General features: G+C 65.8%; 23 protein-coding genes. 11 read left to right on the forward strand and 12 right to left on the reverse strand.

The window, feature by feature from the left end:
• Positions 1-37: 37 nt before the first annotated feature.
• Both NQE15_RS10470 and NQE15_RS10475 read right to left on the reverse strand, forming a co-directional pair.
• Entirely contained in the window at positions 38-1,015 is a 978-nt protein-coding gene (locus NQE15_RS10470; protein WP_265949497.1) for a response regulator, read from the reverse strand.
• A 15-nt stretch (positions 1,016-1,030) separates the two neighbouring features.
• Positions 1,031-2,881: a sensor histidine kinase gene (locus tag NQE15_RS10475; RefSeq protein WP_265949500.1), complete on the reverse strand. Its 1,851-nt coding sequence runs from the start codon at positions 2,879-2,881 to the stop codon at positions 1,031-1,033.
• A 342-nt stretch (positions 2,882-3,223) separates the two neighbouring features.
• Between NQE15_RS10475 and NQE15_RS10480 the strand changes: the two genes are divergently transcribed.
• The gene (locus NQE15_RS10480) at positions 3,224-4,717 is read left to right on the forward strand and encodes a type IV pili methyl-accepting chemotaxis transducer N-terminal domain-containing protein (protein WP_265949502.1); all 1,494 of its coding nucleotides are present in this window, start codon (positions 3,224-3,226) and stop codon (positions 4,715-4,717) included.
• Between the two features lie 26 nt (positions 4,718-4,743).
• Here the strand turns inward: NQE15_RS10480 and NQE15_RS10490 are convergent, their stop codons facing one another.
• The 10 genes from NQE15_RS10490 to NQE15_RS10535 all read right to left on the reverse strand — a co-directional run bounded on the left by NQE15_RS10490 (position 4,744) and on the right by NQE15_RS10535 (position 16,068).
• The gene (locus tag NQE15_RS10490) at positions 4,744-5,853 is read right to left on the reverse strand and encodes a methyl-accepting chemotaxis protein (RefSeq protein WP_323054968.1); all 1,110 of its coding nucleotides are present in this window, start codon (positions 5,851-5,853) and stop codon (positions 4,744-4,746) included.
• A 147-nt stretch (positions 5,854-6,000) separates the two neighbouring features.
• Positions 6,001-6,318 carry a c-type cytochrome gene (locus NQE15_RS10495; RefSeq protein ID WP_265949505.1) on the reverse strand — a complete coding sequence of 106 codons (318 nt, stop codon included), beginning with the start codon at positions 6,316-6,318 and terminating at the stop codon, positions 6,001-6,003.
• Positions 6,319-6,419: 101 nt separating this feature from the next.
• On the reverse strand, positions 6,420-6,944 hold the full coding sequence (locus tag NQE15_RS10500) for a nitrous oxide reductase accessory protein NosL (RefSeq protein WP_265949507.1): 525 nt from the start codon (positions 6,942-6,944) through the stop codon (positions 6,420-6,422).
• A complete protein-coding gene (locus NQE15_RS10505; RefSeq protein WP_323054989.1) occupies positions 6,941-7,753 on the reverse strand; it encodes an ABC transporter permease in 813 nt (270 codons plus the stop codon). The genes NQE15_RS10500 and NQE15_RS10505 overlap by 4 nt, the downstream gene beginning before the upstream one ends.
• Before the next feature lie 5 nt (positions 7,754-7,758).
• Positions 7,759-8,679 (reverse strand): ABC transporter ATP-binding protein, encoded by a 921-nt coding sequence (locus NQE15_RS10510; protein ID WP_265949511.1) that lies wholly within the window; start codon positions 8,677-8,679, stop codon positions 7,759-7,761.
• Positions 8,660-9,913, reverse strand: a complete 1,254-nt coding sequence (locus tag NQE15_RS10515; protein ID WP_265949513.1) for a nitrous oxide reductase family maturation protein NosD — start codon at positions 9,911-9,913, stop codon at positions 8,660-8,662. The genes NQE15_RS10510 and NQE15_RS10515 overlap by 20 nt, the downstream gene beginning before the upstream one ends.
• A gap of 13 nt (positions 9,914-9,926) precedes the next feature.
• Positions 9,927-12,062, reverse strand: coding sequence for a 4Fe-4S binding protein (locus NQE15_RS10520; protein WP_265949515.1), 2,136 nt, complete (start codon positions 12,060-12,062; stop codon positions 9,927-9,929).
• Between the two features lie 154 nt (positions 12,063-12,216).
• Positions 12,217-14,148, reverse strand: a complete 1,932-nt coding sequence (gene nosZ, locus NQE15_RS10525) for a TAT-dependent nitrous-oxide reductase (protein ID WP_265949517.1) — start codon at positions 14,146-14,148, stop codon at positions 12,217-12,219.
• A 136-nt stretch (positions 14,149-14,284) separates the two neighbouring features.
• Complete coding sequence (locus NQE15_RS10530; RefSeq protein WP_265949519.1) at positions 14,285-14,926, reverse strand: response regulator transcription factor; 642 nt, start codon at positions 14,924-14,926, stop codon at positions 14,285-14,287.
• A complete protein-coding gene (locus tag NQE15_RS10535) occupies positions 14,923-16,068 on the reverse strand; it encodes a sensor histidine kinase (protein ID WP_265949521.1) in 1,146 nt (381 codons plus the stop codon). The genes NQE15_RS10530 and NQE15_RS10535 overlap by 4 nt, the downstream gene beginning before the upstream one ends.
• Before the next feature lie 301 nt (positions 16,069-16,369).
• Between NQE15_RS10535 and NQE15_RS10540 the strand changes: the two genes are divergently transcribed.
• The 10 genes from NQE15_RS10540 (at position 16,370) to NQE15_RS10585 (ending at position 26,796) form a co-directional block, all read left to right on the forward strand.
• Positions 16,370-16,720 carry a hypothetical protein gene (locus NQE15_RS10540; RefSeq protein ID WP_265949524.1) on the forward strand — a complete coding sequence of 117 codons (351 nt, stop codon included), beginning with the start codon at positions 16,370-16,372 and terminating at the stop codon, positions 16,718-16,720.
• 13 nt (positions 16,721-16,733) lie between these two features.
• On the forward strand, positions 16,734-18,107 hold the full coding sequence (gene epsF, locus NQE15_RS10545; RefSeq protein ID WP_265949526.1) for a chain length determinant protein EpsF: 1,374 nt from the start codon (positions 16,734-16,736) through the stop codon (positions 18,105-18,107).
• 126 nt (positions 18,108-18,233) lie between these two features.
• Entirely contained in the window at positions 18,234-19,094 is an 861-nt protein-coding gene (locus NQE15_RS10550) for a polysaccharide biosynthesis tyrosine autokinase (RefSeq protein WP_265949528.1), read from the forward strand.
• A gap of 13 nt (positions 19,095-19,107) precedes the next feature.
• The gene (locus NQE15_RS10555) at positions 19,108-20,394 is read left to right on the forward strand and encodes a hypothetical protein (RefSeq protein ID WP_265949530.1); all 1,287 of its coding nucleotides are present in this window, start codon (positions 19,108-19,110) and stop codon (positions 20,392-20,394) included.
• A 2-nt stretch (positions 20,395-20,396) separates the two neighbouring features.
• Positions 20,397-21,578 (forward strand): glycosyltransferase, encoded by a 1,182-nt coding sequence (locus NQE15_RS10560; RefSeq protein WP_265949532.1) that lies wholly within the window; start codon positions 20,397-20,399, stop codon positions 21,576-21,578.
• Complete coding sequence (locus NQE15_RS10565) at positions 21,575-22,813, forward strand: glycosyltransferase (protein ID WP_265949535.1); 1,239 nt, start codon at positions 21,575-21,577, stop codon at positions 22,811-22,813. The genes NQE15_RS10560 and NQE15_RS10565 overlap by 4 nt, the downstream gene beginning before the upstream one ends.
• Entirely contained in the window at positions 22,810-23,736 is a 927-nt protein-coding gene (locus NQE15_RS10570; protein WP_265949538.1) for a glycosyltransferase family 2 protein, read from the forward strand. Before NQE15_RS10565 ends, NQE15_RS10570 begins: the two co-directional genes overlap by 4 nt.
• Positions 23,733-24,008 carry a twin-arginine translocation signal domain-containing protein gene (locus tag NQE15_RS10575; RefSeq protein ID WP_265949540.1) on the forward strand — a complete coding sequence of 92 codons (276 nt, stop codon included), beginning with the start codon at positions 23,733-23,735 and terminating at the stop codon, positions 24,006-24,008. The genes NQE15_RS10570 and NQE15_RS10575 overlap by 4 nt, the downstream gene beginning before the upstream one ends.
• A gap of 23 nt (positions 24,009-24,031) precedes the next feature.
• A complete protein-coding gene (locus tag NQE15_RS10580; protein WP_416336539.1) occupies positions 24,032-25,816 on the forward strand; it encodes a phage head spike fiber domain-containing protein in 1,785 nt (594 codons plus the stop codon).
• A complete protein-coding gene (locus tag NQE15_RS10585; protein ID WP_265949545.1) occupies positions 25,813-26,796 on the forward strand; it encodes a glycosyltransferase family 2 protein in 984 nt (327 codons plus the stop codon). Before NQE15_RS10580 ends, NQE15_RS10585 begins: the two co-directional genes overlap by 4 nt.
• Positions 26,797-26,800 lie beyond the last annotated feature (4 nt).

Here is a 26,800-nt window from a genome sequence, read left to right on the forward strand (position 1 = left end):
CATCAATGGTGGTGGCGCCGCTGCGCGCCACGTCGGGTCAGGTTCCGAACAGGCGCCGGAAGCCACCGCTCAGGCGTTGCAGAAACGGTCGCTGGGTCGCAGCATGGGCCGCCTGCCGGGTCAGTTGATCGAGACTCTGGTTGAACGCCTGCTTGCTGACCTGATCGATCTCCTCGACCATATGGCGGCGGGTCAGTTCGGGATTCGCCTTCAACTGTTGACGCTTGCGTCCGGCGGCGGTGATGGCAAGTACCAGAACACCGGGCTTCACCGGTTTCGGAATGAAACGGAAAATCTGCCCCTGGTTGATCAGGCTGACGACCTCGCCGGAATCGGTGCCGGCGGTGTAGACCACGGTGACGATGCTCGGATGCTGTTGCTTGAGCATGCGTAGCAGCGCGGTCGTATCGGTGTTGGCGACCCGGGTGTCGGAGAGGACGATTCCGATGTCGTTGTCGTCGAAGGCAGCCACCGCCTCGCCGATATCCCGGGCATGGATGACGTTCAGTGCCGACCCGAGTTCCTGTGTCAGGTGTTCGGCCAGCGTCGCCTCGTCATCGATCAGCAGGATGCTCTCGCGGCTCGCTGTGGGGGCCGGTAGTGTGGCCGTGTCGGTGCTCGTCTCGGGTGCGGGATGGGTGCGGGCAATGACCACGGCTTCGGCCACCACGGCGGGCAATTCCGTGATTTTCCAGGGCTTGCTGATGAAGCGGAAAACCTCGCTGTCATTGACCGACCGGAGCAGGGCCTGCAGGTCGGAGTAGCCGGTGAGCATGATCCGCATCGAGCGCGGCGACAGCTTGCGTACTTCGTGCAGGAATTCGGATCCCATCATGCCGGGCATCCGTTGGTCGGAGATGACGACATCGAAGTCATGCTGCTCGATCAGGGCCAGGCCGGCCTGGCCGCTGGATGCCGTGAGTACCTCGAAATCCTTCTGCAGCAGCCAGGTCAGCGAGCGCAGGATATTCGGTTCGTCATCAACGCAAAGAATGCGTCCTTTTCTTTCAGTCATTTGGCAATTCTCCAACTAGGCGGCGACAGGTAGATAGACGCTGAAGGTCGTCCCGGAATCTTCCCCGGTTCGCGTCCGCACCGAAATTTCGCCGCCGTGTTCGGTAATGATGGTCCGGGCGATGCTCAGTCCGAGGCCCGTGCCTTCGCCGGCCGGTTTGGTCGTGTAATAGGTGTCCCAGATATGGGGCAGATGTTCGTCGGGGATTCCGCTGCCGGTATCCGAGACATCGACCCGGATCCGCCCGGCCTCGAGCAGGCTGCGCACGGTGATCGTGCCGGCCTCGGCGATCGCGTGCGCGGCGTTGTTGATCAGGTTCAGAAACACCTGGTTGAGCTGCGATACGTTGCACTCGATGGCCGGCAAGGTGCCGAACGCTTCATCGACTTCAATGGTGGTCGGGATGACGCTCTTGGCGATGTAGATCACGTTGTGCAGGCTCTTGTTGAGATCGACGCGCGAGGTCTTGGAGCGGTCGAGGCGGGTGAAGTCGCGCAGGTTCTCGACCAGTTCGCGCATCTGCTCGACGCCTTGCAGCGTGTCCTGGAGCATGGCCTGCGGTGCCTTGATGTCGAGGTCGGCGTCTTCGATACCGGCCACGCGACTGCGCGCATCGGCAATATTGACCATCACTTTGTCGGCAGCGCTGCCCTTGACCAGACGGGAAAACGCGCCGGCGACCTGCAGCGGCACGGCATAGCGGTCCAGCGCCTGCATCGCCATCTCGATATTGGCGGAGGAGAACGCCAGCGGAGTGTTCAACTGGTGGGCAACGCCGGCCACCATCTGGCCGAGCGACGCCATTTTTTCCGACTGGGCCAGCTGTTGTTGAGCCTGGTCGCGATCCTTCTCCTGACGCGCGATGATCGCCGCCGCCCGCCAGACGATGGCGAACAGGGCGCCGAACAGCAGCAGCAATAGCAGCATCACGATCGCCAGGGTCCGCGTACCGGAGGCTTCGACCTTCTCCTGATTGACCGCGGCCGCCGCTTCGACCTTTTCCTGGTTGTCGGTCGCTGCCTTCCGGATATCGGCGGAGGTTGCCTTGATCTGGTTCAGGAAGGGGGTAACGTCGGAGTAGACCTCGAAGACGCCGACCACCTTTTCACTGCCGGGAGCGAGAACAGGCAAGTAGCTGGAGATCAGGTCGCGCTTTTCGACGACGCCCTCGAAAGCGCTGAACTTGTCGCGGAAGGTCAGTTCGCTGGTCGGCTTGCCATCGACGGCGGCGCCTTTCCAGCCGGCGTTCATGCTCTTGTCCTCGCCCATCTGGGCCGCCTCGGAGGAATAAACCGTGATCCCGCGCAGATCGAAGACCTTGATCTTGAAGACGGTGCTCTTCTTCATCATGTCGAAGACCTTGGCGTTGAGCGCGGAGAACTCGGGAAAGGCGGCAATCTTCTTGCCGATCTCGGCGAAGCAGGCCTTTTTCTCGGCCGGTGCCTTCAGCTTTCCGTCTTTCTCGTCCTTGACGTCGGCGATCGCCCGACAACCTTCAACTGGTATTTGCGCGGCCTTGGCGACGAACGGAGCGAAGTCCTGTTGCCAGAGGGCATTGGCGAAGAGGCGGGTGAGATTGACGTTGCCGGCTTCGTGGATGCTCAGCAGGTCGCGGCGCGCCGCACTGTCCTGGCGAGTGGAAAAGTCATCCTGGACCTGCTTGAAGAAGGCGTTCTGCTCCTGCTGGACGTCCTTGAAGAAAACGTCCTGTTCTTTTTCGAAGTACCACAGGGCGCCGGCGACCAGCAGGAAGATAACGAGACTGGTGGCGGCGAAAAACGGCAACAGTCGGAAGCGTCCGGCATTGCCGATCAATGCGGCTGCCCGTTCGCTGGCCGGGCCGGAGGTCATGCTTTTGGGTGTCACGGATTAGCCCCCTGAATGACATGTTGTTCGTTTGGCCTGATCGATCGTCATGGCATCCAGCGCCGAGGGCCCCGTTGCAGGACATGCAGTTTTTATGCCAAACACGCCTGGCCTGCCCAGATCGGGCCTTGGGCCTGAATTCGCGGCGCTAGTCAGAGGTACGGCAGGCTCGTGGTTTTCCCATCCCAGGGAATTGTTTTTCATTCATGGGATTTTTCCGCGCCCAGGCTTTTTTGGGGAAGAGCCGGTGTTCGTCGCCGCCCTACTTTTTCTTGTTTTTTTAACGCAAGTTCAGGGAATTTGCCGTTCTCCGCGCCACGATTGCCGTCACGGCGAGGCTTGATGATGCGATCGCATCTGGCCTGGCGAAACGGAATGGAGTTCTATCTGGAGAACGGTGTGGGGGCGGAGAAATTGATTCCCGGAGCCAGGGATCGTCAGCTGCGGCAGCGCAATTTGCTGTCCCGCATCCCCCTGTTGACCGACCTCCCGGCTCTGCAGCTGAACCGGCTGGCCGGGTTCGCTCGCATCGTCGACTTCGCTGCCCATGACTTCCTGTTTCGTGCCGGCGATCCGGTCGGCGAGGCCTATCTGCTGGTCAGCGGGAGCGTCAAGCGGACGACGCTGTTGCCGGCGGCAACGGAAAAAGTGATCGAACTGGTGCAAACGCCCCAGATCCTGTGCATGGGCGAGGTCTTCGCGGCCGAAAGCTATGCCTCGTCGGGCGAGGCGATGACGCCGACGACGGTGATCGCCATCGCAGCCCGGCCACTGCGCGCGCTCGTCTGCAATGATCGCGAACTGAGTTGGCGCATCATCCAGGCGCTGGCCCAACGGCAATATGCCGCCGAGTTCGACAGCACCGGCTACCACTACGGCCTGACCGGAACCCAACGGGTGCTTGATTTCCTGCTCGGGCTGGCCGGCCAACCCCTCGGCCTGGCCGGTGAAACGACGGTTACCCTGAAAACCAGCAAGAAGACCATTGCCGCGCGGATCGGCATGACTCCGGAAAGTTTTTCTCGAAGCCTGCGTCAGTTGAGTGAGAGCGGGATGGTCGTGGTCGAGGGGCGCGACGTCCACATCCAGCATGCGGCCCTGCTCGATACCGAAATCGGCGACCGCCACCAGCGCCTCAGCTTCTCCCGCAAACCAAGGGGCGTTGGCGAGAGTCCGGCCCAGCCTCTGTCGCCCGGCAGCCTGATCAACCTTTGCGGGCGCCCGCGGATGCTGGCGCAGCGGCTGGCGACGAACTGGGGGCTGCTCGGGCAGAACATCTCGCCGGCCAAAGCCGGAACCAATTTGCGGCAACTGAAGCTTCAGTTCGAGCAGACGCTGGCGCGCCTGAAAAGTCTCGGGTTGACGCCGGGATTCGCCGAACGGCTGGATGAAGTGACCACCCTCTGGGCCGCCTACCGGCCCGCCCTGTTCGATGCCCAGCCATCATTGAGCGCTGCCGGCGTCGTCCTCGAACACAGCGAGGCCATGCTCGGGGCGATCGACCGCCTGACCAGCGAAGCGGAAAACCTCGCCCGTCGCCCGGCCGGGCATGACGTCAATATCGCGGGCCGCAACCGCATGCTCTCGCAGCGCATCGCCAAACTCGTCCTGTTCCGGGCGTGGGGCCTGGCCGGCGATCTGATTGCGCAACGACTGGGCGACTCGCTCTGCGAATTCGACGTCAACCTGGTGCGTCTGAAAAGGAGCGGGGCCAGCGTCCCCGAGCCGGCCGCTGCGTCCGGAAACCGCCATGTCCTGCGCGTGCTGGCCGAGGGCGAACGCCTGTTCCGCCATGTCGACACCGCCGTCAAGCTCTTCGAGCGACTGGCCAAATGAAGGGCTGATCGCTGCTATCGGCTGGCTCAGGCGGTCGGCCGTCCCGGCGCCTGGCCGAGGATGCGCTCCATGCCGGCCATCACCGTCAGGTTGGCTTCTTCCATGCGGGTCAGGGCGTCGAGGGCGCCGTTGAAGTCGCCGCTACGGTAGCGCGCGACGGCCTGCCGGGCCTGGTCGTGCACCGCCTTGTGCGGCGCTTCCATTTCGCGGTAGCCGGGCAGGCGCGAAAACTCGGCGCGGCCTTCGCCTTCGTAATACCAGCGGCCGAGGCGGCATTGGGTTTCGTCGGGCAGTTCCTCCGGCTTGAGGTCGGAGAGGCCGAGCAGCACTTTGTACACTTCGAGCTTCAGTGTCAGTTCCTCGATATTGGCCAGTTCGGCATTGGCCAGGCGGGACGATGAGGCGATGCTGTCCTGCATCTGCTGCGAGAGGCCGAGCAGGCGCTGCATGCTGCGCATCGCGGCCTCGCTTTCGGCGCCCTGGCTGGCGGCGCTGCCTGCCCCGATGTCCATGATCGCCTTGGCCTGGCCGGTTTCCTTTTGTATGCCGGCAACCAGGCCGCCGATCTCGGTGGTCGCCTTGGCGGTGCGTTCGGCCAGTTTCCTGACCTCGTCGGCGACCACGGCAAAACCGCGCCCGGCTTCGCCGGCCCGCGCCGCCTCGATGGCGGCATTGAGCGCCAGCAGATTGGTCTGTTCGGCGATCTCCTTGATCAGCTGGACGATGCCGCCGATCTCGCCGGCCCGGTGCGACAGGTCTTCGACGCTCGCGCCGGCCGAACTGATGCGCTCGAACATGCCGTGCAGGCTGGAAGCGATTTTCTCGAAGGCCGAGCGGTTGGCGTCCGATTCCTTGGCGGCGGTCAGGGCCTTGGCCGAATCGTCGTTCAGTTGGGTGGAGAGTCCGGAAAAAGAGAGGCGGATGCCCGCCAGCGATTCGCCGAAGCGGGGGATGTTGCCGAGCACGCCGTCGAGCAGTGTCTGGCGTTTCAGGAGTTCCTGTTGCTGGCTCTCCGCCAGGGCGAGGCGGGAGTGGACGGCGGCCAGTTCGTCCTGCAGCGCTGCCGAGCGCGCCTGCAAGGCGGCATTCTCGGTCCGGGCGGTGGCCAGGTCTCGTTTAGTCTTGGCGCCGAACATGGGGCTGCCCTTCTCTGTAGTGGTTGATTGTCGAGTAATTCATTTGGTGTTAGCCGTGCATTGATGAGCGGCACCAAATCACCCATTTGGCCTGTGCGGCGCTGAGGAAAGCCGGCCGTGGCCAGCTTTCCTTTCCCGGACGGGAAATTACTTCAGCGACAGCACCCAGTCGGCGAGGCGCTTGGCTTCGGCCTCGGTGACATTGTTCGGCGGCATCGGGATTTCGCCCCAGGCGCCCTTGCCGCCGCCCTTGATCTTGGCCGCCAGCTTGGCCGGGGCCGCCTTGTCGTCCTTGTACTTGGCGGCAACTTCCTTGTAGCCGGGGCCGACCAGTTTCTTGTCGACGGTATGGCAGGACATGCAGTTCTTGGCCTTGGCCAGCGGCAATTCGTCGGCCGCATAGGCCTGGCCGGCGGTGGTGGCGATGGTTGCCGTGGCAATCAGGGCAGCATGGATGAGTTTCATGGTTCACTCCGTTTCGTGGGTTGGGGGTAAAACAAGGGATGGCCCGCGAGGCGCGAGCCAAAGCAGTAAGGGTCGCCGGCTGGACAGGCAAGCGGCATCGCCTACATCTTTTCGTCATGCTTGGCGCCGCCGCTCAGATCGACCATGTCGAGCGTGACCTGGGCAAAGGGCAGGACCTTGCCGCCATACTGTCCGGCGAACTTGCGGGCATCGGCCTCGCTGGCAAACGAGGGAACGGTCGGGCCCATCGAGCCGCGGCGCGGGCTGTCGATCACATAGAAGGCGGTTTTGGCGTCGATCCACTGGCCTTCCGGGCGATTCCAGTCGGCTTTGCCCATGTCCTGGGTGTAGATGGCGAGGATGCGTTTCTTCTGTTCCGGGCGCAGCAGGATGGAGAACATTTCCCGGGTATCGCAGAAAAAGTCCGGTGTCCCCTGGTCGTAATGGATCTGTGCTTTGGGGCCGGGGAAGTCGAGCAGGACCATGCCGTCCAGCGCACAACTGGTGTCGCCGGCAATCTCCAGCGGCGGCGTCGGTTTCGCCGACTCGCCACAGGCGGCGAGCAGCAGCGTCGTACTGAACAGGATGGGCAGCAGGGAGGCCCGCCGCGAATGCAACTTCATCATTTGAACCTCCAGGCCGCCACTCCGAGTGGCGCAATGATCCAGAACACCATGGCGCTGCCGAGCAGCCACGGATTGGCCAGGGTTTCCGGAAAAACCGTGGCCAGGCCGTAGATCCGGCGCACATCCTCGAACCCGAAAATATTCAGGATGCGGAAAATGTCGGCCGGGTTGAGCATCAGCAGCACCGGGAAGAAATTGAGATTCAGCTTGCCTTCGCTGAGCACCAGCAGGCCAAGCAGCAGCAGGTCATAGACCAGCACGTAGAAGAACCACAGGGCGATGGCGATGCCGCTCGCCCGCATGCGGTCCTCGGCGAGCACCGAGACCATCACTGCCAGGCTCAGGAAACACAGGCTCAACAGGAAGGCGCTGAGCACGAAGCCAGCGTAGTGGTACAGCGCGGCGCTGCCCAGTTGGGAGACGAGCAGCAGCCCGGCCAGGCCGAAGCCGCCGACGGTGGCGACGCCGAGCGCGCCGGCCAGGCCGGTGAACTTGCCGAGCAGCACTTCGAAGCGGGTGATCGGCATCGACAGCAGCAGGTCCAGCGAGCCGCGCTCGCGCTCGGCGACGATGGCGTCGTAGCCGAGGATCAGGGCGATCAGCGGCACCAGGTAGATGACCAGGCTGACCAGGCTGGCGATGGTGACATCGATGTTGCGCCAGCCGACCGCCCCCTGCTGGGCGGCACCGAAATAGGCGATGACCAGTGCGAAGACGGTAAACACCAGGGCGACGGCCAGCACCCAGCGATTGCGCAGGCGGTCGCGGAATTCCTTGCCGGCGATGACACCGATCTGGCCGAACTCGATACTGCTCATCGCATTTCCTCCGCGTAGCCCAGGAAGATGTCTTCCAGTGAGGGTTCATGCACGTCGATGTCGGTGAGAACCGGGCCGAGCCCGGCCAGCGCCGTCAGCACGGCCATTTTGGACTGGCGCGGGCAGGTGAAACGGGTGCTGCCGGCCTCGGCTTTAAGCGCCCCGATCCCCAGTGTGGCGAGGGTCTGGCGCAGGGCTGCTTCTCCTTCGGGGCGGAAACTGACGCGCAGGGTCAGCGGCAGATCCTGGCCTTCGCGCAGCGCCTGCACCGTGCCCAGGGCCTGGATGCGGCCGTTGCGCATCAGCGCCAGGCGGTCGACCCGTTGCTGGATCTCGGCCAGGATGTGCGAGGTCAGCACCACGGTGACGCCGCCCTGGCGCAGGTCGGCGAGGATGCGGTAGAACTCCAGGATGCCCTGCGGGTCGAGGCCGTTGGTCGGCTCGTCGAGAAAGAGCAGGCGCGGCGAGCCGAGCAGGGCCTGGGCGAAGCCGAGACGCTGGCGCATGCCCTTCGAATAGTTGCGGACGCGCTGGCCGGCGGCGTCGGCCAGCCCGACCTGGGCGAGCAGGGCGGGGCAAGTGGCGCGCTCGGCGCCCTTGAGGCGGGCGAAGAAGTGCAGGGTTTCGAGTCCGGTCAGGTTGTCGTAGAGTGCCAGGCTCTCGGGCAGGTAGCCGATGCTGCGCCGCACCTGGCGGAAGGCTTCGCCGCGCACGGCCTGGCCGCCGATGCGGATCTCGCCGGAAGTGGCCGGCAGCAGGCCGAGCATCATTTTGAACAGCGTCGTCTTGCCGGCGCCGTTGTGGCCGATCAGGCCGAACAGTTCGCCGGCGGCAATCTCGAGGTCTACGCCGTCCACGGCCTCGATCGCGCCGTAACGCTTGTGCACACCGCGGATTTCAATAAGCTGGTCGGTCAAGCCACTGGCTCCAGTCGGGGTTGGCAGGTTGCATGCGCGGCTGGCGGTCCACGATGCTCGGGCTGCGCAGCAGTGGGAACTGGCGGGCGATCAGGCGCAGGCTGTGCACCGCCGGGCTGTTCAAGAGCAGTTTGACCAGCGGGAATTTCCAGGTCAGCCGGTCGACCAGGTCGTTGGCCTCGTAGGGCACGTCGCCGGTACCGTCACCGTTGCCGTCCCAGCCGGCGTAGTTGCTCCAGTAATTGCCCTGTTTCTTGCCCCAGGGCTCGTCGCGGCTGGCGACATAGCGCACCTGCTCGCGGTTCTGGATGAAATCGTTGCCATCGACCTCGTTGTGGATGGCGCCGGCCGAGACATGGGCGCCGACGTGGTTGCCGATGATGCGGTTGCCCTTGAGCACGTTGTACTCGGCGTCGTAGATGAAGAAGCCGCGGCCGTTGCCGGCCACCACGTTGTTCTCGATCACCGAATCGACGATGGTGCGCAGCATGATGCCGTGGTCGGCATTGTCCCAGGCCCGGTTGTTGCGCACCGTCTGGCGGCGGACTTCCATGAGTGCCAGGCCGCCGCGGTTGTGGTAGCTCTCGTTGTCTTCCCACAGGTTGTCGTTGGAATTCATGTAGTGGCTGCCGTAGCGCAGGTCGTGCATGGTGTTGCCGCGAAACACCGCGTGATGGGAGACATCGACGTAGATGCCGTCGCGGGCGTAGCTGATGTGGTTGCCGATAATGCGGGCGCCGGTCGTGTTGTAGAGCTGGATGCCGTTGCCTCGCCGGGCCGACGACAGGTCGCGCTTGCCGGTGATCCGGTTGCCGCTGACCTCGGGGTCATTGAGCTTTTCGAGCCAGATGCCGAACAGGTTGTAGACCAGCACGTTGTTGCGCACGGCAATGCGGTGCGACCCCGGCTCGACGTAGATGCCGGCATTCTGGGCGGTGAGGTCGGCGCCGCTGTCGCGGATGATGAAGCCTTCGATGAGCACATCGACTGATTTGACCCGGATGACGTCGCCGCGTTCGCCTCCGGATATCGTCGGGCGGTCGATGCCGACCAGGCGCAACGGCTTGTCGATGAGCAGATGCTCTTCATAATGGCCGCGCGCCACCTTGACCGTATCGCCGGCTTTCGCCGCCTGGATGGCGGCGGCGATCGACGCGCCGGGCGCGACTTGCCATTCGGCGGCGATCAGCGGCCCGCCGGCAAGAACAAGAAGCACGGCGGCGAGGCGCTTCATCGGCGCGGCCCGCTCACGGCACCGCCTTGATCGGGATGTAGTAACCATCGTCCCCGATCGGCGTCAGTTCCAGACCGCTCTTGGTCCGCCGCCGGCGTTCCTGAGAGAGCGGCGGGCAGGTGTGGGCGTCGTAGTAGAGGATCTGGCATTCCAGGCAGAGCAGGCATTCGCGCTGGTCGATGCGGCCGTCGTCGGCGATGGCCAGCGAGCCGCAACCCTTCTGGCAGGCGTGGCAGGTGGTGCACTCGTCCTTGCGCTTCAACTTGATGAACCGGAAGGTGGTCGGGATCGCCAGACCGGCGCCGAGCGGGCACAGGTACTTGCAGAAGGGGCGTTCGACGAACAATCCGAGGACGAACAGCGCGACCCAGTAGGCGACGAAGGGCCAGGCACGATTCCAGACCCCGCCGACCAGGAAGGTCGATTTGAAGGGTTCGACCTCGGCCATCTTCTCGGCCAGGCCGATATCGTAGAACGAGACCCCGACGAGCAGCGCGAAGATGCCGTATTTGAGCCAGCGCAGCCGGTTGTGCCAGGGCATCGGCAGATGGAACTGGAAGCGCTTCAAGCCCAGCGCGCCGGCGATCTTGAAGGACAGTTCGGACAGCGAGCCATAGGGGCAGAGCCAGCCGCAGAACAGGCCGCGGCCCCAGATGAAGATCGTGGCGGCGATGAACAGCCAGAAAATGAAGATCAGCGGGTCGGACAGGAAGAGTTCCCAGCGCCACTGATAGACCAGCGAATGCATCCAGGTCATGACATGGGTGATGCTCGGCTGGGCCAGGGCGAAGAAGCCGACGAAGCCGATGGAGATCGTCCACACGAAATACTTGGGAATCGACACCCAGCGCTTGTCCTTGCGCGAGGCCATGCGCACCAGCCGGTCGCGCATCGCGTAGAGGCCGGCGGTGGCGGCCAGCAGCAATACGAAGAGGGCGATGACCAGCGGCTTGCCCTGCCATACGCGGAGCCAGGTCGGATCGGGGCGCAGCACGGTCGGCCGACCGCCTTCCAGGTAGCGCTCGGGAAGCCAGTATTCGCGCTCGAAATTGGCGAAGGTCTTGCTGCCGGTGTCGCGGTCTACCTTGTTGGCGAGGAAGACCAGGCTCCACGGGTAGGCGGCGCTGAAGTTGCCGCCGCGCAGGATGAAGATGGCGGATTCCTTGTAGGACGGCGCCCCGGCGGCGGCAATGCCGTAGAGATTCTGGTAGTCGGTGTCGCGGAAGGTATGGCTGTCGAGGTCCTGAGCGACCTGGATGCGGTCGTAGATGCCGCCGCGCACGAAGCCGGAGCCCTTGAAAGACGCCGTGCCGTTGGCGACGATGAAGATCGCGTGTTCGTCCGCCTTCAGTTCGCCCATCAGGCGCTTCCAGCCTGGTTCGCCGAGTATGCTGCGGCCGACGAGGGGGGCATTCAGGTAGCCGAAATAAAGGTCGATGTAAGGCTGTCCGCTGCCGGTGATTCCGAGTTCTTCGGGCTGCACGATCAGATGCTGGACGCTGCCTTCGTCGACCAGGGTCTTCCAGTCGAGGCTGGCGCTCTGGGCGGTGAAGCGGGCCGCCGGCTTGGGCACCGACTTGACGATGCCGAGCTGCTTGGCGATGGCGTAGGCGCTGCGCATCACGACCTGGTTCTCGGCGATCACGGTGACCGTGGCGCCGCTGATCGCATTCAGGCCGATGCGGTCGTCGCCGGCCGAGGACTTGCCAATTTCCACCTTGGCCCCGGCGAACTTGCCAACGTACTGGGCGATGAACTTGTCGAGTTCGCGTTCCGGGATGCCGACCAGCAGGATCGGTTCGCTGTGCTTCAAAATGCGCACGCCGCTGATGATGCCCTGCGGATACATGCCGATCAGCGTGATCACCGGCTTGCCTGAATAGGCGGGGATGTCGACGATGTCGGTGGACAGGAAGACATAGCCGATGACCTGGCGTTGCGCGCCACTGCCGCGGTAGGCCTCGACGTAGCTTGGCCGGCCCTTGCGTACGGAAAAGCCGTCGGCGCCGGGCATCACCTCACGGCATGGGGCATAGGCACAGAGGTCGGGATCGGTGAACAGCTGCGCTGGCAGCGGCGCGTCGTAGGAACTGCCGTAGCAGAGCGCAGACCACAGCAGGGCGAGCAGCAGGAAACGTAATTGCTTCATGTTGATTGTTGCAAGGCGTAGGGGGCGCCCGTGCCACGGCTCCTGCCGCGACGAGCGGGCAGGATGGCGATGGATGGGCGGTGCCGCCGAAAACCCGGCTCCTGCCGACGGGTAGCGGCAGGAGCACGGTTCATGGACGGCGCCCGGGCATTACTCAGCCCTCGACGATCATGCGGCCGCGCATTTCGAGGTGCAGGGCATGGCAGAAGTGCGTGCAGTAGTACCAGAAGACGCCGGGGCGCTCGACCTTGAAGGTCACCGACTTGGTTTCCTGGGGGCCGACGATCATGTTGATGTCGTGGCTCTCGATAGCGAAGCCGTGGTGCAGGTCCTCGACCTTGTCGTGGTTGGTCAGCACGACAGTAACCTCGTCGCCCTTCTTGAGGACGAATTCCGATGGTGTGAAGGTCGGCGCCACCGACATGATGCGCACCGTCACCTTGTTGCCGTTGCGCTTGACGCCGGTATCGTCGAAACCCTTGACGTGGATCGGCGAGTCTTCAAGGGTGTAGATCTGCTTGGTCTTGATGATGTCGCGGCGGACGATGATCGCGTCATGGGGTTCGGGATGGGCCGTGTGGTCCGCCAACAGAACCATCTTGTCGCCGCTGATATCGATCAGTTGCTCGGTCTCGACGTGCAGCGGGCCAACCGGCAGGAAGCGGTCCTTCGAGAACTTGTTACCGGACATGAAGTACTTGCCGTCGGCTTCCTTGGTTTCGCCCATCGAGGCGTAGCTGTGGCCCGGTTGGTAGTGGACGTCAATCCGGTCGAGCACGACCTTGGCCTGCTTGTCGCCCTTGTACTGGGCGATGGCAGCGGCGACGTTCCATTTCACGACCTGGCTGTCGAGGAACAGCGAGGTGTAGGCATTGCCCTTGTTGTCGAAGCCGGTATGCAAGGGGCCGAGGCCGATTTCCGGCTCGCCGACGACGCATTCCATGGCTTCCTTGACCTCGCCGTCGAACCACTTGAGCACCAGGGCGTGTTCGATCACGGTGGCGGTCGGCGAGAGCTTCCCGGCGCAGACGTAGTACTTGCCATCCGGCGAGATATTGACCCCGTGCGGGTTCTTGGGCACCGGCACGTAGCAGGTCAGGGCGGTCTTAGGGTCCTTGTTGGCTTCCCGCCTGCCATCGACCACCGGTACCTTGGAATCGCCAATGGTGAAGCTCTTGCCGGCTTTGATCGCGGCTTCGATGCGTTCGACGTTGAAGAAGATGCAGGCATCCTTTTCGGACGACATCATGTCGGCGAAGACCTGACCGTCCTCGGTGTTGTAGCTGTTCAGGGCGGCCAGCTTGCCGTCGTATGAGGTGGCGCAGAGGTCCATGTTGCCGCTGATCCGGACCTGCCAGCGGACCTCCATGCTTTCGGCGTCGACGCAGGTCAGCAGGCAGCCGTAGCCGGCAGCGTCCTTCCAGTTTTTTGGCGTGTTGGGCAGCGGCACGTGGAATTCGGCGCCGCAGAAAACGCGGGTGGTGTGGTTGATGGCGGCATCGACCGGATCGCGCTTGTCCGAGAAAATGCCGTGGAAGCCCTGGACATTGGGGATCTCGGTGATCTTGTCGGTTTCCAGGTAATCGCCACGGATGCGGGCCAGGCGGTTGTTGATCTTGTCGTTGACCCAGAAATACTTGCCGTCGTAGGTGCCGTCCTTGTACGAGCCATGGACGTGGTGGGTGTCGCCGGTGCGGTACTTGATGCTGCCGTCCGCCTTGGTGCCGAGAATCTTCTTCGATTCATTGGTGATGCCCCAGCCCGACATCGGATCGATGTTGAAGACCGGGATGCGTTTGAGCGTACGGCCGGAAGGCACGCCGATGATGCGCATTTCGCCCGAGTGGCCGCCACTCGACATCAGGTAGTAGTCGTCGAGCTGGCCGGGGGCTATTTCGACCTTGGAGTGGCTTGCAGCTGCGGCCGGCTGGGCTGGTGCCGGAGCAGCAGGGGCCGGGGCCTGCTCGGCCTTGTTGCAGCCGGCCAGACCGAGGCCGACGCCGGCAATGCCGGCGGCGCCAGCGGTATTGAGGAACTTGCGCCGTCCGTTGTCTAACGGCGTTTTGGTTTTTTGATCTTCAGACATGCAGAACTCCCGGGTGGATTCATCACTCCTCCGATGATCCGCCGCGGGGCGGCCGCTGTATGTCGGATAACACTCACAAGGCGCTGCCGATTTCTTGATTCGATACGATTCTTCGATCTAGATCAAAAAGCCTCGCTCAGAGCGTGGTCAGGCCGTGTTGCAGGGCGAACTTGACGAGCCCCGGCAGATCGCCGATGCCGAGCTTCTGCATCATCCGGCTGCGATAGGTGTCAACCGTCTTCGGCGAGATATTGAGCTGGCGGGCGATGTCGATGCCCGAACGGCCTTCGACCAGCAGTTGCAGGATTTCCCGCTCGCGCTGGCTCAACGATTCGAGCGGGCTTTCGTCGGCGCGTTTGCGCACGTAGTCGTCCACCACCGACTCGGTGATCTTCTGGCTCAGGTAGCGCCGGCCGCTGTGTACCGTCCGCACGGCGTCGACCACCTCGCTGCCTGCCGATTCCTTGCGCAGATAGCCCAGCACACCGGCCTGCAGCGCGCGAAAGACGTGCTCGACGGTGGAGTGCATCGAGAGCATGACGACCTTGCAGGATTCATCCTTCTCGAGAATCTGCACGGTGGCATCGGCGCCATTGAGCAGCGGCATGGCGAGATCCATGATCACCACGTCCGGCTTCAGTTGCAGGGCGGCATCGACCGCGGCGCGGCCGTCGGCCACCTCGCCGACGACGCGGATGTCGGGCTGGGTTTCCAGCAACAGGCGCAGGCCGTCGCGCACCACGGCGTGATCGTCGGCAATCAGAACGTTGATCGTCATGTAGTCTCCCAGTGTCCATCGGCAACGGTCACGACGACCGTCGTGCCCTGCTCGTCGCCGCGCGCGATGCGCAGTTCGGCGGCGATCGAACGAGCCCGTTCGGCCATGATCGCCAGGCCCCAACCGCCAGCGGCCGGCACCAGGTTCGGCGTCGCCTCGCTGATCCCGACACCATTGTCACCGATCCGGAGTTCGATTCCAGCCTTCGTCCGCTCCAGGCAGATGCTGACCTCGCTCGCCCCGGCATGCTTGGCGACGTTGATCAGGGCTTCCTGGGCAATGCGGAACAAGGACATTTCGACCTGGCTGCGCAGCCGGGGAAAGGTTTCGCTGGCGACGCATTTGACGGTGATGCCAGTGCGCCCGGAAAACTCCTCGCCATGCCAGCGCAGCGCGGTAGTCAGGCCGTATTGCTCGAGCAGCGCCGGATGCAATTCCTCCATGACGCCGCGTACCGCCTCTGTCGTCAGTTCGACCAGGGCCAGTGCGTCGTCGATGCGCTTCCGTGCCGCGTCCATCGCTTCCGGCGGCAACTGCTTGGCGAGCAAGGCCAGGTTCAGGTTGAGACTCATGTTCAATGCCGACAAATTCTGTCCGATGCGGTCATGCAACTCCGTGGCCAGGGCCTTGCGCTCAGCTTCCCTGACCTCGACCAGCTGCTGGGTCAGGGCCTGGAGGCGCTGTGTGGTGGCGATGATCGTCGCCTCGGCCGCCTTGCGTTCGGCGACCTCGCTCTCCAGTTTGCGGTTGGCCGCCACCCAGGCTGCGGTCCGCTCGCGGACCTGTCTTTCGAGCTCGCGGCTGTTTTCGCGGCGGCCGGCCTCGAGCGTGCGGCGGACCCATTCCAGGCCGACAGCGACCCAGATCAGCACCGAGAACAGCAGGCGATTGGCCTGCCCGAGCCAGGCCACGCCGTCGTCCGGATAGATCAGCAATTTGAACCCGGCCAATACCGGCCCGAGCACGGCAATGGCGAGCAGGCTGCGGGTGGATGCTTCGACGCCGATGGCGACCAGGGCGAGCAGCAGGTAGAGGAAGGGCACGGCCAGACCGAGCGGTGTGTTGAGGTCGATGGCGAAGATCGCCGCCATCGCCGCCACGATCGCGAGCTTGGTGATAACGGGGCGTTGTTGCAGAGGCATGGGGTTCGGCGGGGCAGGGGGAGAGGTGGTTTGGTTCGGCCTGGCGGGGTAGCGCGCAGCCGCAGTCTATTCGTCCCGGGTAGGACGCCCGGAGGCGTGGCAAAGTTGCCGGGGCCGCCATGATAGCCGTCCGCGGCGCTCCTGATTTGACCGCGTCGGGCGCGAGATGACTCAGCTGCTCACCTGGTTTCTGGCCATTTTTTCAGGGCGGCCCAGGGCGGTCGCTTCGTGCGGAAGCGAACATACTGGAGTGATTTGAAGCCCTATGGTGGCACTCGTCGACTTTCAACGAGGTGCAATCATGAGACTACAGATCGCGAAAGTCCTGCCGATCCTGGTGCTGAGTTTCCTAATGTCCGAGGCCGGTGCGGCACCGGTTAATTCCACGGTTATTGCCGCCGCCGCGTCGCCTTCCGGCAGCACCGCGAACCCGGCGGTCGCCGTCAGCTACCAGAACACCTGGCCCGGCCTGATCGTCGCGCGCCAGCTCCAGCATGGCCTGTCCGGCACCGGCGATGGCCGGTCACGCCGGGCAGCAGCCGAAAGCGAGCCGGCGCTGCCGGTTGGCGCGGCGAAAACCTCGGCCCTGGCGCTGTCCACGCTCGGCATGCTCGGCGTGATTTCGCTGCTGCGCCTGGGCCGGACGTTGTAGGGCGGTCGCCGCGATGAGCCTGCAACGCTTCTTCCTGGTCCTGCGCGGCCGCTGGAAACTGGTGGCGGGCGTCCTGCTCGGCGTGATGCTGCTGAGCTTGGCGGCCAACCTGCTGCTGCCGCGAAAATACACCGCCGAAGCCGCCGTGGTGGTCGATTCCCGCCCGGCCGACCCGGTTCTCGGCGTGGTCCAGCCGGTCACTGCGGCATCGGCCGTGATGTCGACCCAGGTGGACATCATCCTCTCCGATCGTGTGGCGCAACGCGCCGTCGCCTTGCTCAAGCTCGACCAGGACCCCGAATTGCGGGGCCAGTGGCTCGACCAGACCAACGGCCGGGGTTCGCTGCAGGCCTGGCTGGCGGCACCGATGCGGCACCATCTCAAGGTCATGCCGACCCATGAAAGCAACGTCATTTCCATTGCCTATACGGCCGGCGATGCGCAGACCGCGGCGGCGGTCGCCAACGCCTTCGCCCAGGCCTACATCGATACCAACCTCGAACTGAAGGTCGGTTCGGCAAGCCAATACAGCCAATGGTTCGGCGAGCGCACCCGCTCCTTCCGCGACAAGCTGGAAGCGGCGCAACAGAAGCTGTCGGCCTACCAGCAGTCGAACCAGATCGTCGTCGCCGACGAAAAGCTCGATGTCGAGACCGCCCGCCTCAGCGAACTGTCGACCCAGCTGGTCGAAGTCCAGGGCCAGCGTGCGGTGACCCGGGGGCGCCACAGCCAGGCCGGCGCCGCCGACATCCTGCCCGAAGTCGTCGGCAACAGCCTGATCCAGAACCTGAAGGCCAAGCTGGCCGATCTCGAGGGTCAGCGCCAGCAGTTGGCGCTACGTCTGCAAGAGACCCATCCCGAATACATCGATATGGCGACCAGGGTCGCCGCCCTGCGCGCCCAGATCGCCAGTGAAACCAGCCGCATCGCCGGCTCCCTCGGTGCCGCCGACCGCATGAATGTCTCCCGCGAAACCGAAATTAGCGGCGCCCTCGGTGCCCAGAAACAGAAAGTGCTCGCCCTGCGCGCCCAGCGCGACAGCGTCGCAGTGCTGCAGCGCGACGTCGAACAGGCCCAGCGAGACTACGACATGGTGACTCAGCGCCTGGCGCAAACCGGTCTCGAGAGCCAGATGCCGCAGACCAATGTCGCGATGCTGACAGTGGCCAGCGAGCCGTCCGGCCCGTCGAGTCCGAAGGTCGCCCTAAACACCGCGCTCTCCTTCGTCTTCGGCGCTTTGCTCGGCATGGGCCTGGCGCTGCTGCGCGAACACCTGAACCGGCGGCTGCGCAGCGCCAGCGACCTGTCAGAACTGCTCGACATCCCGGTGCTGGCCGTGCTGCCCGCCAGGGGGCGCTCGCCCCGGCGGTTTGCCCGATCAACGTGATTACCGGCCAATTCGCCCGCTTGCGCGACAACTCGTCGGGCGCCGAGGCCAAGCGCCTGACCGCCCGTTCGGTCTAGTTGCCGTTTTGCTCACCAGCAACGGGCCTTTGCCTGCCGAGATTCCGCCATGGATATGAATGAAGCCCATACCGTAAAAGATTTTCCGGCGCCGACGCGTTCGCTCGGCGCCATCCTGATCGATGCCGGACGCCTGAGCCTGCAGCAGGCCGGGCTTGTCGTCCAGCTGCAGAAGCAGCAGGGCCTGCGCTTCGGCGAGGCGGCGCGGCAATTGGGTATTCTCGACGCCGAGGACATCCTGTTCGGCCTCGCTCGCCAGTTCGAATACAGTTGCCTTCCAGCCGGCGATAGCGCCGTCTCGCCCGAGGTGCTGGCGGCCTTCGGCTCGCAACAGCCGCTGGTCGAAGGGCTGCGCGACGTGCGTTCGCAGCTCATGCTGCACTGGATGGGGCGCGAACCAGTACGCAAGAGCCTGGCCGTGGTCAGCGCCCGGCGCGGCGAAGGCAAAAGTCTGATCGTCGCCAATCTGGCGGTACTGTTTGCCCAGCTTGGCCAGCGCACACTGCTGGTCGACGCCGATCTGCTCCACCCCCGCCAGCATGGTCTGTTCAACCTCGACAACCGGATCGGACTGTCCTCGGTGCTCAGCGGCCTGGCCGGACTGCAGGCGGCGGTGCCAATTCCGCGGCTGGGCGGCCTGGCCGTGCTGACCGCCGGCCCGACCCCGCCGAATCCGCGCGAACTGCTCTCCCGACCGGCGCTCGCCACCTTCCTGGCGCAGGCGACGCGGGCTTTCGATGTCGTGCTGATCGATACCCCGTCGGCGGCACTGGCCGATGCGCAGATCATTGCCGCCCATGCCGGCGCCGCGATTCTGGTCAGTCGACCGAATGTCGCCACCATCGCCGAGACGGCAGCATTGACTCGGGGCCTCGACAACCTGCTTGGCGCGGTGGTCAACGCCTTCTGATGGTGGCCCGGCGATGACGGCGATTCCCCTTCCTCTTGCCGGCCGCCTCGCTGCGGCCGCCCCGGCTGCGGCCGGCAGCGGCTGGCTGGCGGGCCTGCTGCTGTATACACCGCTGCTCGCCAGCACGCTGTTCGCCAAGTTGTCGGTGCCGCCTTTCGCCGCTCAGTCGCTGAGCATCGCCTATCTCTTCATCCTGCTCGCCCTCGGGCTCGGTGTGGTACTCGGCCATCTGCGCCTGGACAGCGGCCGGCTCGCCTTCTTTCTGGTCTTCATCGGCTGCATCGGCGCCGTCCAGGTCTTCCGCGGCGATCCTTTCTCGCTCAATTCGATGCTCTTGCTGGTGACGCTCTATGTCGCCTATGTCTTCCACCTGCCGCGGCCGAACGACGGCACGACGCCGGCCCTGCGTTTTTTCCTCGGGCTGGCCACCGTCCTGGCGCTCGCCGGCATCGCCCAGTACGGCCTGCAACTGGCGATCGGCCCGCGCTTTGCCTTCCCGATCGAGAACTTCGTACCCGAGGCCTTCCTGATCAAGGGCTTCAACATGCAGGCGCCGATCGCCTACGGCGAGACCGCCTTTCGCGTCAACGGCATCTTCTTCGCCGAGCCCTCATTCTTCAGCCAGTTCATGGCGGTCGCCATCGTCGTCGAACTGCTGACCAGCAACCGCCTGCTGCGCGTGGCGCTGTTCGGGCTGGCGCTGCTGCTCTCCTACTCCGGCACCGGGGTCATCCTGCTCGCCATCTGCGGACCGCTGATCCTGATCACGCGCCGGCACTGGGGGCTGCTCTGGCTGATCCTCGGCGCGGCGCTGCTGGCCGTGGCGCTCGGCAGCACCCTCGATCTCGACAAGCTGACCGGGCGCCTCGGCGAGTTCGGCTCGGTGCGCTCCAGCGCCCACGCCCGCTTCATCGCCGGCTTCCATGTCTTCGAGCAGTATCTCTGGCCCGATCCGTTGAAGGCGCTGTTCGGCTACGGCGCCGGGGCCTTTCCCGGCTACGCCCTGCGCATGCCTTTCCCGGTCGCCGAGATGACGCTGTTCAAGATGGTTTTCGAGTACGGCCTGCTCGGCGCGGCCCTTTACTTCGCCTTCATCTTCTACTGCGTCTTCCGCTCGACCGCGCCGGCCATCGTCCGGCTGGCGGTGGCGCTGACCCTGCTTCTCAACGGCCCGTTCGTTCCCTTCTTCCACGGCCTGGCCCTCAGCCTGCTGGTATGGACCTCGCAGACGGGGGAGGGCGACGCCCGGCCGCCCGGCCAGAAATCCCCCCAGAAATCCTTATTGCCCGACGGAGCATGAATATGTCAGAAGCTTTTCTCTACCTGGCTGGCGTTTGCCTGCTGCTTGCCCTCCACCCATTCGTCACCTACCCGCTGTCGCTCTATGGCCTGCGCCTGCTGCGCCGGCCGCCGGCCGCCCCGGCGCCGCTGGCCGAGCCGGTCGCCGCCCCGAGTTTCGCGATCTGCATGTGCGCCTACAACGAAGAGGCGGTGATCGCGGCCAAGATCGCCAATCTGCTGGCCCTGCGCGAGCAGGAGCCGGGGCTAGAGATTCTCGTCCATGTCGACGCCGCCACCGACCGCACGGCCGAAATCCTCAGTTCCTACGCCGACCGCATCACGCTCCAGGTCTCGGCCGAGCGCCGCGGCAAGACGGCGGGCATGAACAGCCTGGTGGCGCGGGCGACGGCCTCGATCATCGTGTTCACCGACGCCAACGTGATGCTCGATGCCGGCGCCCTGCCGGCGCTGCGCCGCCATTTTGCCGACCCCGGCGTCGGCTGCGTCTGCGGCAACCTGATCTACGTCAATGGCGAAGACTCGGTCACCGCCGCCACCGGTTCGCTGTACTGGCGCTTCGAGGAAGCGATCAAGCGCCTGGAAGGGGAGACCGGCTCGGTGATGGGCGCCGATGGCTCGCTGTTCGCCATCCGCCACCACCTGCACCACGCGCCGCCGGAACACATCATCGACGACATGTACGTCTCGTTCCGCATCCTCTGCGCCGGCTACCGCATCGTCCAGGCCACCGACGTCCGCGCCTACGAGAAGTCGGCCACCTCGCCCGGCGAGGAATTCCGCCGCAAGCAGCGCATCGCCTGCCAGGCCTTCAATGTGCACCGCCTGCTCTGGCCGCGCCTGCGCCGGCTCGACGGCCTGAGCCTGTACAAATACCTGTCGCACAAGCTGTTGCGCTGGCTGTGCATCTACCTGCTGGTGCTCGCCTTCGCCAGTTTCGAGCTGGCCCTGGTGCTCGCCGGGCAGGGCGTGGCGGCCGCCGTTCTGGCCGGCCTGCTCGGGCTAGCGCTGGGCATCGGCTACCGTTTTCCGCTCAAGCCCTTCGCCCAGATCTTCGACATCCTCGCCGTCCTCACCGCGGTCGGCCTCGGCGTCTGGCGCTCGCTGCGCGGCGAACGCTTCCAGACGTGGACGCCGGCGGCGTCCGTCCGCCAGCCACTGCCGCTCGAAGAGGTCGAACAATGAAATGCCTGTGGATAGCTCGCGACCAGCCTTTTCCGGCGGATGCCGGCGACAAGATCTATTCGGCCAGCCTCGCCACGGCGCTGGCCGAGGCCGGCGTGGCGGTGACCTTTCTCGGCTTTGCGGCGGCCGCCGGCGCGCCGCCGCCCGACTCGCCGGTGCGCTGGCTGCCGGTCGCCGGCGCCAAGCGCAGCCCGGGTCGGGCGCTGTTCAGCCAACTGCCGATCGCCGCCGCCATCCACGACACGGCGGCCTTCCGCCAGGCCCTTGCCGCCTGCCTGGAGGAAAGCTGGGATGCCATCGTCTTCGACAGCTACGGCTCGGGCTGGGCCCTCGAGCGCTATCTCGCAACCCGCCCGCCGGCCGCCCGCCCGGTGCTGGTCCATGTCGCGCACAACCAGGAAGGCGTGCTCTGGCGCGACATGGTCCGCAACAGCCGGGGCGGACCGCTGAAAAGGCTCGCCCTCTGGCAAAACTGGCTCAAGGTCGCTGCCCTCGAGCGTTTCGTCCTGCACCATGTCGATCTGACGACGGCGATCAGCCGCGAGGATGCGCTGGCCTTCGCCGACCTGGCGCCGGGCCGCTCGGGCGTCGTCCTGACCCCCGGCTATTCGGGTGGATCGCAGCCGGCGCGGGTGATCGCCGCCGACTGCCCGAAGCGCGTCGTGCTCATCGGCTCCTTCCGCTGGGTGGTGAAACAGGAGAACCTGCGCCAGTTCCTGGCCCTCGCTGACGATGCCTTTCATCGCCACGGCATCATCTTCGACGTCATCGGCGACCTGCCGGAGGCGCTGCGCGCCGAACTCGAGCCGCAGCTCAAGGCCACCGTCTTCCACGGCTTTGTCGATGACGTCGCCCCGTATTTCGCGCGCGCCCGGCTGGCCGTGGTGCCGGAAGTGATCGGCGGCGGCTTCAAGCTCAAGTTCCTCGACTACATCTTCGGCCGGCTGCCGGTGGCCACCATCGCCAGCGCCGCCGCCGGCCTGCCGGCCGGCATCCGCAGCCAGTTGCTGTGCCGCTCCGATCTGGCGACGCTGGTGGACGCCATCGTCGCCCACATCGATCGCCTGGACGAACTCAACGCCATGCAGCAGGGCGCCTTCGCGGCGGCCGGCCAGCTTTACCGCTGGCGCGACCGCGGCGGCGCCTTGCGCGACGCCATCACCGCCTGCCAGCAGGTGCGCGCCGGGGCCACCCCGGCCACTTCGGCAACCGACTACCGAATGGAGGCCCGATGATTACCCTGATCGTTCCCACCCGCGACCGCGCCCACACCCTGCGCCGGGTCGCCCCCAGCTATTTCGTCCAGGACGGGATCAGCGAAATCATTTTCGTGATCGATGGCGGCAGCGACGACACGCCGCAGGTGCTCGAACGGATCGCCGCCAGCTATCCCGCGGTAAGCACCGTGATCCTGCGCCACGCGACCCGGCTGGGCGCCGCCCAGGCGCGCAATACCGGGGTCGCGGCAAGCAGCAACCAGCTGATCCTGTTCTGCGACGATGACGAGTATCTCGAAGCCGGCTACGCCAAGACCTGCCTGCAGAAACTGCAGACGCCCGGGGTCGGCGCGGTATCCGGCCGCCGGGTATACATGGAAAACGGCGAGACGCCGCTCGGCGCCCTGCAGCGCTTCGGCCACGGCCTGCGTGCGGGCAAGCCCTTCCGCCCGCTGCTCTGCGAATACGTCAATGGCGCGCGCTTCAACGGCGACATCCGGCTGCCGCTGACCAACGCCGTCATCCTGACCCACAAGTACCTGCTCCAGCGCTTTCCCTACGACCCGCACTACGCCCGCGGCAACGGCTATCGCGAGGAGTCGGACTTCCAGATGAACCTCTACGTCCACGGCTACGACGTGGTCGCCAGCAACGACTGCCACAGCGTCCACCTGCCGCCGGCCCAGGTGCGCACGGGCGGGCAGCGGACGCAGACCGCCCGCCGCATCTACTGGTCGATCTACTACACCCACTATTTCTTCGGCAAGTACTACGCCGTCTATTCCGCCCGGGTCGGGCTGCGCGCGCCGCGCTGGGTGGCGGAAGCGGCCTTCGCCGTCTTCGCCGTCTATCGCGAAACCCTGCGCCCGCCGCTCTACGCCCTCGCCAAGTGGGGCCTGCGCCAGCGCCGGCGCCGGCTCGAACGGACGATTTCCGCATGAAGCGGCTATTGGGCCTGCCCGAGCCGGCGGTCTTGAGCCGGCGCAGCTTCCTGCAGGGCAGCGGCGCGCTGCTCGGCGGCTGCCTGCTGACGCCGGTCGCCACGTGGGCAGCCAGCCCGACGCTGGCCCTCGATTTTCGCGGCAGCCTGCCGTCCGCCGTCAGCTACCGGCGGGCCAGCCCGGCCAGCCTGGCCGACGGGGCGCAGCTGCGCACCCTGCCGGCGCACGCGCCGCGTTTCCCGCTGCGCCGCGGGCGCCGCTCGGCCTGCTGATCGAGGGTGCCGCCAGCAACCTGATCGCCAACGCCTCGCGGCCGGACCGCCCGGGCTGGGCCGCCGGTGGCGGCGTGATCGTCGCCGCCAGCACCGACCTGGCGCCGGACGGCAGCAGCCAGGTCTTTTGCATCGTCCGCCCGGAGCCGAAGAGCGGCAGCCTCTGCGAAGCGAGCGTGGCCCTTGGTGGGAGCGGCGAGTTCGCCAGCGCCTCGGTCTGGCTGCGCAGTGTCGCCGGCCGTGGGACGTGGCGCCTGCGCCTGCTCGATTTCACGACCTTCAACAACGTCAATGCCGTCGTCGAGGTCGGCCCCGAGTGGCGCCGCTACAGCTTGGCTCTCAATCTGCAGGCCCGCGACACCGGGGCCAAGCGCTTTGCCGTGCTGTGGAACGAACCTTTCGCTGCGGTCACGGCAGCCCCCGCCATTTACGCGCTGAAGCCGCCCACGCCCTACCTGCCGGCGCGCACGCCGCTGACCCTGAACGGCGTGCTGATCTGGGGCGCCCAGCTCGAAACGGGCAACGAGGCCAGCTCCTTCATCGCCACCAGCGGCGCGGCCGGCCAGCGCGCGGCCGACGAGGTGACTTTTCCGGCGGCGCCGCTGAACGCGGCGGCCGGCCGGCTGACCATCGTGCTGCCGGACGGCGGCCGGCGCGGCGGGGTGATCCTCGATGCGCGCGGCGACGACGGCGGCCTGCGCCTGGAATATTCCAACAGCGGCTGGCTCGTCGGCCGGGTCGGCCGCGTCGTCCTGGCCGGTTTCGGGGACGTCACCGCCGACACTGTGGTTCGCCTCGAATGGAGTGCGGCCGGGGTCCAGTTGTTCACCGGCACAACGCCCGAATCCCTGGTCCTGCGGGCGGCGCTGCAGACCTCTCCGCTGCCCCTCGCCTGCGGGGCGCAGGCGCGCCTCGGCATGCTGGCCGACGGCCGGCGCCCGCTCGGCCGGGTCGTGGCCCAGCTCACCCTCGACGGCGAGGTCGTCGCCGTCGCCCGCGCCCTCCGCCCGAACTTCGTTCCCGCCGCCTACCACCTGGTCTTTGGCGATGATTTCGACGACCCCGACCTCGGCCGCATCAACGAGAACGCCACCGGCGGCCGCCCCGGCGCGCCGGCCTGGCGCAGCCGCTACCGGCACGAGCGGCGGACGGCGATCAACCAGGAAAAGCAGATCTACATGGACCCGCAGTTTGCCGGCACCGCCCAACAGCCGCTGCGCGTGCAGCCCTTCGCCATCCGCGACGGCATCCTCGAGATCCGCGCCGAACGCACCGCTCCGGCCGTCGCGCCCTACCTCTGGAACCGCGCCTACACCTCGGGCTGCATCACCAGCGAACTGACCCACTGGCAGACCTACGGCTATTTCGAAATGCGGGCCCGGCTGCCCCGTGGCAAGGGTTTCTGGCCGGCTTTCTGGCTGCTCCCCAAGCGTGCCGCCTGGCCGCCCGAGGTCGACGTCTTCGAGGCTTCCGGCACGCGGCCCTACGCCATCAAGCACGGCGCCATCGAAAAGCCGCGCAGCGCGACCACCGCCGCCGGCATGTGGGTCGACGGGATCATCGACACCAGCGACGGCTTTCACATCTACGGCATGGAGTGGACGCGCGACAACATCGTCTACTTCATCGACGGCATCAAGAGCTTCGAATACGGCCCGCACGGCATCCACGAGGACATGTACCTGCTCGCCAACCTGGCCCTGGGCAGCCACGACCCGAACTGGATTCCCGACCCGGACCAGACCACTCCCTTCCCCGGACTGTACGAAATCGACTACATCCGGGCCTACCAGCGAGGTGCATCATGAACCCAGCCCCCGACGTCCAGGTCGACGTCATCATCCTGTCCTGGAACCGCCCCGAGGACACCATCGCCGCCATCGCCAGCGCCGCCGAGCAGGAGGGCGTGCGTCAGCGCATCCTGATCGTCGACCAGGGCAGCGAAGCCGACAACCTGCGCCGGCTCGAGGCCTACCTGGCCGACGTGCCGAACGCGACGCTCGAGAAGCTCGGCTTCAATAGCGGCGTTGCCGGTGGCCGCAACATCGCCTCGGAGATGGGCAGTGCGCCCATCATCGTCGCCCTCGACAGCGATGCCGTGTTCGCCGACCGCCACGCCCTGGCCACCGCCGTCGCCCATCTCGACGCCCATCCCGAGTTGTGCGCCATCGGCTTTAGGATCGACAACTACTTCACCGGCGAGAACGACGCCACTTCCTGGGACTACCCGCCGGAATGCCGGCCCGACACCGGCTTCCCGGCGACGCGCTTCATCGGCGCCGGCCACGCCCTGCGCCGCCACGTCTTCGCCGCGGTGGGCGCCTACGACGACCGCCTGTTCTTCTGCGGCGAGGAACTCGACCTCAGCTACCGGATGCTCAATGCCGGCTACCGCATCGCCTACGTGCCGGCGGTCGGCATCCGCCACAAGGTGTCGCCCGAGCACCGGGTGATGTGGGGCAAGGGGCGCTACTACTACACCGTGCGCAACAGCCTGTACTCGGCCTACAAGTTCGGCACGTCGCTGCCGCGCCTGGCGGTCGGCGCCGCCGCCTTCGCCCTTCGTGGCTGGCGCAACGGCATCGGGCTGGCCGCGCTGCGCGGCGTCGGCGACGCGGTCGGCATGTGCCGGGCTTACCGGCGCGAGACCCTGGACCAGGCAGCCGCGCCGACCTATGCGCTGAGCCACGAGACCTGGCGCTACATCCGCCAGTGCGAACCGACGCGCCAGGAGCCGCTGCTCGCCAAGATCCGCCGGCAGTTCGTGCGCCTGCCGCACCAGGGCTGAGCGG

Origin of the sequence: Dechloromonas sp. A34, assembly GCF_026261605.1 — a bacterium.
Classification (GTDB): domain Bacteria; phylum Pseudomonadota; class Gammaproteobacteria; order Burkholderiales; family Rhodocyclaceae; genus Azonexus.